Raw genomic sequence first — 9,924 nt, 5'->3', positions numbered from 1 at the left:
AGCTATTCCACACTGATCGTGGCAGCGAGTTTAAAAACCAGCTTATCGATGAAACGTTAGCGACCTTCCGGATTGGCCGCTCTTTAAGCATGAAAGGCCGTCCATATGATCATGCTGTGGCGGAAGCCACGTTTAAGATTATTAAAACGGAATTTGTCCAACAAATAAAGTTCGATAGTTTAGAGTATCTTACACTCGAATTCAGTGACTATGTCAACTGGTTTAACAAGCTGCGAATTCATGGGACACTAGACTATTTAAGCCCGATTGAATACAAACGGGCTTCCCTTAAAAAAGTTGTCTGATTTAGTGTTGACAATCCATGCAGCGAAAAATCCGTCATCATTCCCTCTCCCCTGATGGTATAATTAGGGAAAAGAGGGTGTTGAGATGAAGCGTGTTAAAACAGAATGCTCTAAAAGGTACTCTTGTTATCATGTAGGGTGAAGAAGAAGTTGCCCGTTTAAAACTCAGTTCCTTTCAGTGACTTCCTCCATTGAGGCTTATATAAGCAGGAAAACTTTTTAAGATTATTAAGATAAAAGAAAAGGTGTTAGGAAATGAAAGATTATTGTTGTGAGGAGATGGAATATCACGCGACTTTTAGCTGCGACGTTCATCATCATCCATTTGATTGTCCAGATCAGCTTATCTATGTTGATAAGGACAACGAGGCGTATGGATTAATTATTCATGATGGAGGTAGTTCCGCCATTACTATTAAATTTTGTCCTTGGTGCAGCAGCAAGCTTAAGTAAAAGAAATTAAAAGTGGATTGGAAAGAGAGCAGAGAAGGGGGCTGTAAGGCTGCCTTCTTTTTTTAAGTCTGTTTATGGTTTTATTTTACAAAAATGGTAATTATAAGTTAGTATGAGGGGGGGACGAACCTGAAAATGAGGGATCGATTTGATAACTTTCCTGTTTATAGTTGCTGCTATATCTTTATTCCTCTTACTTATTGCGCTGGAACAAGCGATCAATAGACTGCTCGGAGTGGAAAAGAAACAGATTTCAACTACTCCTGGTAAACAGATTGACCGGTGGGGCAGAATCATTTTTTGCGTGCTCTTTTTATGTACGCTGCCGTTTATGATGACAAAGGGTGCAAATTCGATAGAGTGGTATTGGATCATTTACTTTGTGTTATTGTTCGGATTTCAAGCGATTCTAGAGTGGAGGTACTTGAAAAACTCCAAACAGTATGTGACCACGCTTATTTTTTTAACGCTAGGGGTTATTGTTATGCTTTGTATCGCTTATGTCATTTAGTTATTAGATCGGAAGGAGCTCTATAAATAATCAGGGCACAGGCAATCCATTGAGTTGGTTCCATCGTTCTAAGCACTCCCTTTGTCTCCCGAAATATGATTATGTAAACTTGTGAGGTGGCTATGGTTAATATTGGTGATGTGATCATTCAAATTGTCATGCTTTTATTTGTAGTCTTATTTTTTGTCTCGTTGTTTTTATTTATTAGAAGAATATGGACAAATCAGTTTGACAGAAGTGACGCTTTAAAGAGAATGGAAAGTAAGCTTGATAAAATCATTGAAAATCAGGAAAAGCAATTTAGAGAGTAATGGTTTTTTAGTTTCGTGGGGTAGATAAGATCCTCATTTAATTGTTCGGATCTTCCTTCGGCAAGCAGGAAAATAGGAGGGTGTCGATGAGTTTATTAAGGTTGCCGTTTACTCGATGGACTATTTTTTGCGTAATTATTTTGGCATTATTATTTACAGCTCATTTGGGGGTCCTTACTTTTTTTATACTAGGTGCGGGGTTTTCAATAGTAGAGCGTTATTTAACGAGAAAGCGTTTTGATAAAAAAACAGGAAATCAGTTCATCGACTATGGATGGATCGGGTTATGGCTACTAACGTCCATCCTCATTTTCATCGTTGTTTTTCATTAAACGTGGCCAATAAAGACTTGCTATAATGATTGGGATTAAGGCGGCGACTCTTGTGGAAAGCGTTCGCCAGCATGGAGATCATTCTGTTTTTAAGAAGAGAAGGGGCTGCTCCAAAAAGTCATTTTTCATGACCTTTTAGGACAGCCTCTTCGTTTTTATTGATAGTAAAGGGTACCGCTCTTCAGAGAAGTCACATGGCCTGCAGAATCAGCATGGCCGAGCTGGATTTTATAATTGCCTGCTCCGAGTGTGTGTTGAGTGATTTCAACGAGCGGCACATGAACGCTCCCGCTGAAATTCCCTAATTGTATGCTTCCTGCTGGCGCTGACGCCCCTTGTTTATATGCTTGAATGACTAGTGTATCAGCCTGTTGTTGGGGGCTCACTGTCATACTCTGAGGATTTTTAAAGTATCTTCCGCCAGCGACCGTCACATGTTTTCTGAACGAAGCCGAATCATACCTGTACACTGAGCATCCTGAGGCCTTGAGTTTTGCTACGGCTGCTTTTTGGACGTTTACGGCATCTTTGTCGGTTGAATCGATCAGTAAATTATTCTCATCATAAAAGTAAGCAGCAGGACTTCCCTCGTTGTTTTTGGACTTTACTGCTAATAAACGATCTGATTCCTCTGCTTCTTCAATCAGTATGGCAATTTCTTTATCAGAGTAGGATTTCAGCAGATTTCCTTTGGCATCATATGCTTTAATATAAGGTTCTCCATGCTTTGTTTCTTGGATAGATGCTTGAGCCGTCTCTTTTGCTATGCTGGTTGGCACCAAAAGTGCAGCAGAAAAAACAACCAGAGATAACTTCATCCAAAGCCGGTTTTTCATGATTAACACTCCTATTATAAAATATCCATTTTACAAAATCCTACCATAGTAGGTTTTTTCTGTATACGGAATGGTTGTATAAATGAAAAACAGATAGGAGCTGGCGAAGGAGAGAGAACGTACTTGGCATCCAGATAATTTCGGCCTGTTTTATCAGTGTTTACAAAATGCAGATTTGGGACGCAAACAATGATGGATAGCCTGTGAAGAAATCAGTATAATGTATCTTCACTTAAATCGAATTCCGTTGGCTATCTTCTCTAAATCATGCCAGTTTAAGATTCGAATCGAGTGTTTGTTTCTTTCGATAATCTTCTTTTGAGCAAGAGAATGAATCACCCGATTTAGGTGGCGATAGGTCATGCCAAGTAAATCTGCAATTTCTTTGACGCTAGACGTCCTTAGTTCTATTCCGAAGTCGTTAGTCTGTTCAGGCGATGCCGTAGATAAAAGGTAACTTGCAAATTTGTTTTCCGCTGATGCCAATAAATTGACACGAGAAGCGATCGTACAAGTTTGCAGTTTATAGCTTACGTGTTCTAAAAGTGTATGCAAAAATTTAGGATTATTCATTTCATGTTGCTTTATATAATGAACATGCAGTCCAATTACTAAGCACTCATTGACAGCTTGAACTTGTGACTGGACAGGAACGTTTCGAATAAGTTCAATATCACCAATGATGGAGAGCGGCTGAACAAATCGCAGTAAAAGTGATTTTCCCGTTTCGACGCTTGATGCGATTTTCACTTTTCCTTCTACTAAAAACAGCAGCGCTTCCAGCTCAACCCCTTCCAATAAAATGACTTCATCTTTTTCATATTGCTGTAAGGTAAATGGAGGCTGCTTTTCTTGGTCAACTATTTTCTCAAAATGATAGTCCCGTAATTTTGTTTCAAGCAGGTTCGGGTTTTGGATAAATTTCATCTAAACACTCCTTTTCAGGACATATGTCCTTTTCATTATAAGAGAAGCTGATATGATAAGAACACAATAAATAATTTATAGGAGTGGCATAAAATGAAATTTGTGTTCGATTTAGATGGGACAATATGCTTTAATGGTCAACCTGTTTCAGAAGCAATCCTGCTATCATTAGAAACGCTAATAGCTAAAGGACATGAAGTGATATTTGCTTCAGCCAGGCCAATACGTGATTTGCTGCCTGTTCTTCATGAGCGTTTTCATCATTACCCAATGATTGGCGGAAACGGATCAATGGTTGCGTTGAAAGGCGAAATCATATCAATGGCTAGCTTTGATGAAGAAATAATGGAAAATATTATTGAATTAATCAGAGTTTATAATATTTCCTATTTGATAGATAGTGATTGGAATTATGCTTACACAGGCTCAGCTATTCATCCAATTTTTAAAAACCTTGATCCGCAAAGACGGGCGAAAAACGTTAATTTGGATGAATTGCAATCAATTACGAAGGTTTTAATGCTTGCTTCAGACAACATGGACGAGGTGAAAGAACAACTGGTCAGCTTAGATGTTGTTGTTCATTCGCATGGAAATGAAGGGGTATTAGATATAAGCCCAAGCGGAATAGATAAGTGGAGCGGGTTGAGACAATTGGGTGTAGGAGAAGGGGAATATATCGCATTCGGCAATGACGCGAATGACATTGCCATGTTTCAACATGCAAGGTATTCAGTTATGGTTGGTGAAAGCAGGCAACTGGCTCCATTTTCATCTGAACAATTGCCTTTAAGAGAGGATTCCGAACAACTGCTTGCAGAAAAAATTAGTGAACTGGGAAGTTTAGAAAGCAAGCTGGTCAGCTTATAATAATTAAGCAGATCTTTATTAGAGATGCTATAGGCTGCCTTGCCATAGCGGTTTGTGCTTTAAAGAGCTTCTTACGGCGGTTAGCCAGCAATGTAACCCCAATGATGCTTTGACATGAAATGATCGCAAACAGAGAATGGGGAATTTTCTGGCTATTAACCTTCCAATTCCTTCCGAATCGGTCTAAAATAGAGTTCAACAGCTCGTTTTCGCATCATAGATTTGGAGGGAAAAGGATGTATCCGAAAGTAAAGTTCATTATTTCTATGGCCATATTTGGTTCAATCGGGCTGTTTTCGGTGAAAACCGGCCTTCCGTCGATTGAATTGGTCTTTGTGCGCTGTCTCTGCACCAGCTTGCTTTTAGGTGCGGTATGGGGAATGAGCGCCTTGCGGACGAAGCCGCAGAAAAGAGAGGCGATTCCGCGCCGGGAGTATGGGCTAGCCGTGCTTTGCGGGGTATTTTTGATTATCAATTGGGTGTTCTTTTTTCTTTCCTTTGAAGTGATGCCGATTACAGTGGCCGTTTCTATTTATCATCTGGCGCCGGTCATTGTGCTTCTTTTGGGATCGCTTCTTTTCAAAGAAAAGGTGACAGCTGGAGGCTTGCTCTTTTTCTTGATTTGCTTTGTAGGAACGCTGCTTGTCGGAGGTATCCACCAGCACGCAACAATTGCCGAGTTTGTCTCTACCGGCGTTCTGTGGGCGTTTGCGGCCGCTTTTTTTTACGCCCTTACCTCTATCACCGGGAAGGGCATCCAAGTGCTCAGCCCCTTGGCTACAACTGTTATCCAAACAAGCCTTGGTGTTTTGCTGCTTGCTCCTATAGCGGATTGGTCACACTTTACGCAGCTGACCGTTGAAAACTGGATGTATATCCTGATGACAGGCTTTATTCATACCGGACTTGTGTTTTATTTGTTTTTCAGCAGTTTACGCGAATTGAAGGCTCAAACGATTGCTGTTTTAGTGTTTGTAGACCCCGTGGTGGCGATCCTGTTAGATGTGACCATCATGAATTACCGCCCGGATGTCTATCAACTGGCGGGGATTCTGCTCGTGTTTATTGGCATTAGTTATTCTCCGCGAAAAGAAGGCAGCTTGGCAAAAGCAGCGCCCAATTTTGCCGAAAATGGGAGAAAGCCATCCGCATGATAGCATGCAGATGGCTTTTTTACGCTTCCAGTCCCGCACTGGCATGCCCGGCATGGCTGCCAAGAGAGGAGAGGCTGCCGGCAATGAGAAACTGAGCGGCATAGTAAGTGCTCATAATGAAGAGATCCGAAAAAGGGATCGCTGAAACAAACATATTCCAGGATAAAATGGAATCAGAAATGATGAATAAGGTACTGCCGGCAATGGCCTGGAAATTGCCGGTCAAAACGGCTGATAAGGCCATAAGAGAAATCGCCAGCATATAAAAGATAACCGGGAGAACGAGCTGGTCGTTTCCTTGAATAAGCAAGGAGGCAATTAGCTGCCGGCCAATTACAAAAGCATAGATAGCAATTGGCACAATGGCGAGTACATGCCGTTTGCTTGCACGAGCAGCTTTTAAAAAGCCGCTCAAATAAAATAAATGGCCGATCAGAAAAGCACCCAGTCCGGCAACAAATGAGACGGCAATCAAGCCGTCACCCATTATGCAGAAGAATAGCCCCATCACGAGGAGGCGATGGGCGGTTGAAGGCTTAACAGGCAGCTGGCGAAAAGCATAGAGGATAATCAGCATCATCGGGATGAGCTTACAGATGATTTTAAACGCCAGCGGGTCAGCTGGAATGATGAAAATATAAATAACCGATGTGATGCCAATGAGCAAAGGCAGCAAGAATGTCCGCAAGATCAATCACCTCCCGTTCTGCGGTGCAGCAGTTATTCAGCCATCTCAAGCATAGAAATGATAAATCGTGTCAACACAGATGTATATTAAAGTATAATTTATTCTATATAAAAAAGGAACTGGCCGAGGTGAGCGGACATGTTAGAACGGTCCATGGAGAAGATCAGAGAATGGGATCATCCTGCCGTTATCAAACGGCTGAATGAAACATCAGCGGTCTCTTTTATTTTCCTTGGGGATGGGTCCTGCTGCTTTCCATTCCAGGCGCTTCGCTTTCCGCGGGGTGGGCGGTGAGCTTTCCATTTCACACAACAAGGTGCACTAGCAATGATCGTCCTAGATGAGCTTAAGCAAGAGAATAGTCTATTTTTCTTTTGAATAGCTTGAAAACGATCTGAAAAGCAGAAAGGGGCTCGGAATGATGTTATTCCGAACCCCTTTTGTCGATAAATGGATACGCTAAGCCTCATACTCAGCGTTTTTCGATTTATACATTCATTTCTTGGTTGCCGCGGTTCTCGAGGTTTCGGACGGTTTGACTGGTCTCCACATTTTTTTGGTCTTTAAAGGTGCCCAATGTCCAATCATATAGAGGATTAGTGACCCCGTACCAGTAATGTTCATTTTTAAAATGGTGCCATAAGTGAACTTTTTTCATCCATCGCCCCCAAGGAGAAAGCGGCTGGATGGGCCGGTGGGCGATATAATGCTTCCACTCATAAAACAGCAAAAACAGCATAATGCCAGCCAGAAAAGCGGCGGTGAGGACAAGGCTTGAGGAAATAAGATAGGCTGCGCCGCCGGCTAAAGCCATTTGGGGGAGCGTGTACCATAAAGGCAGAAACAGCAAATGTAAATCGTTTGGCTTGGCGTGATGATCGTAATGCAGACGTTTAACTAAGTGTAATAAAAAAGGCCGCTTGGGCGGTTTCATATGGAACAGAAATCGGTGGGTGAGGTATTCTACCGCCGTATAGGCAGCCATGCCAAGGGCAAAAGCGGCCCATGTCCGGAAAGAAGCTAGATGGGGAACCAGCCAGCCGATCTGAATCAAGAGAAGTATGCTCATCACGGAAACGTCAGGATAACCGAAAAACTCCTTCACATATTTAAACTTCATTGTCTACGCCTCCATCCATTCTTATCTGCTTAGTCCTCTCTCCTGAAAAAGTGTATTTGATGTATCTTTATTTATAAACTTACCATAACTTTCTAAAAAATAGTAAGAATACTGAAATTTTTATTCCTGACACACAGCGGACACATAGGTCCTGTATCTTATAAAGAAGAATAGCAATAGCCGCTTTTTTATTTGGTTCTGTTAGAACATAGGGTTGAAAAGATTTCGCTGCAGGCGGACACGCGGGAAAAGCCGCCTTGTGCGCCCTTGCATGAACGATGAGGGTAGGCTAACAGAGCCTGCTATTGAAAAGCAGCTGAGTGAAAAGGCAGGTTTACAGTGTGAAAAATATCATTCAAAAAGATCGTATCTCGTTAAATAAGTTTAGCGGTTTTTTTATCACAGCGGTCATTCTTTTGTGGATCAAAACCTATTTCATTCAATTAACGCAATTTGAATTAGGGATAGATAATTTAGCGCAAAAGCTTTTGCTGCTGCTGAACCCTTTAGGTTCTGCCCTATTGTTTCTAGGTTTTTCTTTTTTCTTTCGAGGCAAGGGGAAATATATAGCGCTTCTAGTCATTGACACGCTGTTGTCCATTCTTTTATTTGCCAATACGATGTATTACCGCTCATTTAATGACTTCATTACATTGCCAACACTGACCCAAACGAAGAACTTTGGGGATGTGAGCGGCAGTGTGGTGTATTTGCTGAAGCCCTATGACTTCCTGTTTTTCGTGGATATTCTGCTTTTAATCGGGCTGCTCGCCTTTAAAGTGATTAAAGTAGACAGGAAGGGCATGAAGCGTTTAAAGGCATGTACAGTTCTCTTGCTGGGCATCGGCATTTCGGGAGCGAACCTGGCACTTGCTGAAATGGATCGCCCGGAGTTATTAACAAGAGGATTCGATCGAAACTATATCGTTAAATATCTAGGGATGTATAATTACACCATCTATGATACCGTCCAAAGCACAAAGGCTTCGGCTCAAAGGGTATTGGCCGACAGTGATGACATTACGGAGGTCAGTAATGCCGTCAAGGCGAACTATGCTGAACCCAATCCGAAATACTTCGGCCAAGCAAAAGGAATGAATGTCGTCTATTTGCATCTTGAATCTATTCAAAACTTCTTGATCAATTACAAGCTGCACGGAGAAGAAGTAACGCCGTTTTTAAATTCCTTATCCAAAGATAAAAATACACTTTACTTTGATAACTTCTTTCACCAAACGGCACAAGGAAAAACAGCCGATGCTGAATTCATGCTTGAAAATTCCTTATACGGATTGCCGCAAGGGGCCGCTTTTACAACCAAAGGCTTGAATACTTATCAGGCAGCTCCGGCTATCTTAGATCAATATAATTACACATCGGCTGTTTTTCACGGGAATTCAGGAAGCTTTTGGAATCGGAATGAGATTTATAAATCATTTGGCTACGATAAGTTTTTTGATGCCAGCTACTATCAAATGAATCCTGAAGACTTGGCGGATTACGGATTAATGGATAAGCCGTTTTTCAAACAATCCATGCCGCTGTTGAAATCTTTGCCGCAGCCATTTTATACAAAGTTCATTACCGTTACTAATCATTATCCATTTACGATGGATCAAGCAGAAACAACTATTGAGCCTCATACAACAGGAGATAAATCTGTTGACCGCTATTTCCAGACGGCTCGTTATGCAGATGAGGCATTAGCTCAGTTTTTTAAGGAGTTAAAAGCAGCGGGCTTATATGATAATACGGTAATTGTTATGTATGGTGATCATTACGGCATTTCTGATAATCATAATAAAACAATGGAAAAAGTAATGGGCAAGGAAATTACTCCGTTTGAGAGTACAGGATTGCAGAGGGTTCCGCTATTCATTCACGCGCCCGGCCTTGAAGGCGGCGTTAACCATGAGTATGGCGGACAAATTGATTTGCTTCCGACCCTTCTGCATTTATTAGGCATTGATTCGAAGGAATATATTCAATTTGGCACGGATTTATTATCCAAAAATCACGACTCCATTGTTCCATTCCGCAACGGGAACTTTGTCAGCCCGGAGATGACCTCTATTAGCGGGAAATTTTATGATTCTGCTACAGGAGAAGAACTTACGGAAGATCAGCTGGCCAAGGCTAAAGAGTATCAGCAAATCGCGGAGTCCAAGCTGGAGCTTTCGGACCGGGTCGTCAATGGAGATTTACTGCGGTTTTATTCGCCTCCAAACTTCGCGCCGGTAGACAGGTCGAAATATGATTACACGAATCCGGCAGAAAAAGAGACAGGGAAGAAAAATGAAAAAACCGCTTCGTCAAGAGAATAGACAGAAAGCCTCGCAATTGTTTAACCGTAATGGTTAGGCCGTGCCCAAGAGGCAAGGCCGCTTCCAAACGGCGAAGGCGGCCGAGCATTCTCC

12 protein-coding genes are annotated in these 9,924 nt (G+C 41.8%); 8 read left to right on the top strand and 4 right to left on the bottom strand.

The features are described 5' to 3' along the window. From BBA02S_RS16515 to BBA02S_RS16500, 5 genes are all read left to right on the top strand, one after another. Positions 1-305: IS3 family transposase (locus tag BBA02S_RS16515; RefSeq protein ID WP_156477591.1), on the top strand; the 305-nt coding region annotated here is incomplete at its 5' end. Positions 306-560: 255 nt separating this feature from the next. Continuing rightward, positions 561-758 (top strand): DUF6980 family protein, encoded by a 198-nt coding sequence (locus BBA02S_RS21705; RefSeq protein ID WP_082028182.1) that lies wholly within the window; start codon positions 561-563, stop codon positions 756-758. 148 nt (positions 759-906) lie between these two features. Beyond that, complete coding sequence (locus tag BBA02S_RS16510) at positions 907-1,269, top strand: DUF4181 domain-containing protein (RefSeq protein WP_169799377.1); 363 nt, start codon at positions 907-909, stop codon at positions 1,267-1,269. A gap of 122 nt (positions 1,270-1,391) precedes the next feature. After that, complete coding sequence (locus BBA02S_RS16505) at positions 1,392-1,580, top strand: DUF4083 family protein (protein WP_041098569.1); 189 nt, start codon at positions 1,392-1,394, stop codon at positions 1,578-1,580. An 86-nt stretch (positions 1,581-1,666) separates the two neighbouring features. Continuing rightward, positions 1,667-1,912, top strand: coding sequence for a hypothetical protein (locus BBA02S_RS16500; protein ID WP_041114320.1), 246 nt, complete (start codon positions 1,667-1,669; stop codon positions 1,910-1,912). 155 nt (positions 1,913-2,067) lie between these two features. Here the strand turns inward: BBA02S_RS16500 and BBA02S_RS16495 are convergent, their stop codons facing one another. Next, positions 2,068-2,748: a hypothetical protein gene (locus tag BBA02S_RS16495; RefSeq protein ID WP_041114319.1), complete on the bottom strand. Its 681-nt coding sequence runs from the start codon at positions 2,746-2,748 to the stop codon at positions 2,068-2,070. A gap of 228 nt (positions 2,749-2,976) precedes the next feature. After that, a complete protein-coding gene (locus tag BBA02S_RS16490) occupies positions 2,977-3,675 on the bottom strand; it encodes a Crp/Fnr family transcriptional regulator (RefSeq protein ID WP_041114318.1) in 699 nt (232 codons plus the stop codon). A gap of 93 nt (positions 3,676-3,768) precedes the next feature. Here BBA02S_RS16490 and BBA02S_RS16485 point away from each other — a divergent pair, with 93 nt between their 5' ends. Together BBA02S_RS16485 and BBA02S_RS16480 are read left to right on the top strand one after the other, a co-directional pair. Further along, entirely contained in the window at positions 3,769-4,545 is a 777-nt protein-coding gene (locus BBA02S_RS16485) for an HAD-IIB family hydrolase (protein WP_041114317.1), read from the top strand. A gap of 236 nt (positions 4,546-4,781) precedes the next feature. Next, positions 4,782-5,699 carry a DMT family transporter gene (locus BBA02S_RS16480; protein ID WP_052477387.1) on the top strand — a complete coding sequence of 306 codons (918 nt, stop codon included), beginning with the start codon at positions 4,782-4,784 and terminating at the stop codon, positions 5,697-5,699. A gap of 19 nt (positions 5,700-5,718) precedes the next feature. Here the strand turns inward: BBA02S_RS16480 and BBA02S_RS16475 are convergent, their stop codons facing one another. Both BBA02S_RS16475 and BBA02S_RS16470 read right to left on the bottom strand, forming a co-directional pair. Continuing rightward, a complete protein-coding gene (locus tag BBA02S_RS16475) occupies positions 5,719-6,387 on the bottom strand; it encodes a lysoplasmalogenase (RefSeq protein WP_041114316.1) in 669 nt (222 codons plus the stop codon). 487 nt (positions 6,388-6,874) lie between these two features. Beyond that, positions 6,875-7,507 carry a sterol desaturase family protein gene (locus BBA02S_RS16470; RefSeq protein WP_041114315.1) on the bottom strand — a complete coding sequence of 211 codons (633 nt, stop codon included), beginning with the start codon at positions 7,505-7,507 and terminating at the stop codon, positions 6,875-6,877. Between the two features lie 341 nt (positions 7,508-7,848). Between BBA02S_RS16470 and ltaS the strand changes: the two genes are divergently transcribed. Further along, complete coding sequence (ltaS, locus tag BBA02S_RS16465) at positions 7,849-9,831, top strand: lipoteichoic acid synthase (RefSeq protein ID WP_041114314.1); 1,983 nt, start codon at positions 7,849-7,851, stop codon at positions 9,829-9,831. The last annotated feature ends 93 nt before the right edge of the window (positions 9,832-9,924 follow it).

This window comes from Bacillus badius NBRC 15713, assembly GCF_001591605.1.
GTDB classification, from domain to species: Bacteria; Bacillota; Bacilli; order Bacillales; family Domibacillaceae; genus Pseudobacillus; species Pseudobacillus badius.
The sequence above is the reverse complement of the archived record's forward strand: the minus strand, read 5'-3'. Positions and strand labels throughout refer to the sequence as shown.

What these genes read in the sequence shown, in the direction of transcription:
- BBA02S_RS16470 (WP_041114315.1), bottom strand. Translation starts at nt 7,507, where the DNA reads ATGAAGTTTAAATATGTGAAGGAGTTTTTCGGTTATCCTGACGTTTCC.
- BBA02S_RS16500 (WP_041114320.1), top strand. Translation starts at nt 1,667, where the DNA reads ATGAGTTTATTAAGGTTGCCGTTTACTCGATGGACTATTTTTTGCGTA.
- BBA02S_RS16490 (WP_041114318.1), bottom strand. Translation starts at nt 3,675, where the DNA reads ATGAAATTTATCCAAAACCCGAACCTGCTTGAAACAAAATTACGGGAC.
- BBA02S_RS16480 (WP_052477387.1), top strand. Translation starts at nt 4,782, where the DNA reads ATGTATCCGAAAGTAAAGTTCATTATTTCTATGGCCATATTTGGTTCA.
- BBA02S_RS16505 (WP_041098569.1), top strand. Translation starts at nt 1,392, where the DNA reads ATGGTTAATATTGGTGATGTGATCATTCAAATTGTCATGCTTTTATTT.
- BBA02S_RS16485 (WP_041114317.1), top strand. Translation starts at nt 3,769, where the DNA reads ATGAAATTTGTGTTCGATTTAGATGGGACAATATGCTTTAATGGTCAA.
- BBA02S_RS16495 (WP_041114319.1), bottom strand. Translation starts at nt 2,748, where the DNA reads ATGAAAAACCGGCTTTGGATGAAGTTATCTCTGGTTGTTTTTTCTGCT.
- BBA02S_RS21705 (WP_082028182.1), top strand. Translation starts at nt 561, where the DNA reads ATGAAAGATTATTGTTGTGAGGAGATGGAATATCACGCGACTTTTAGC.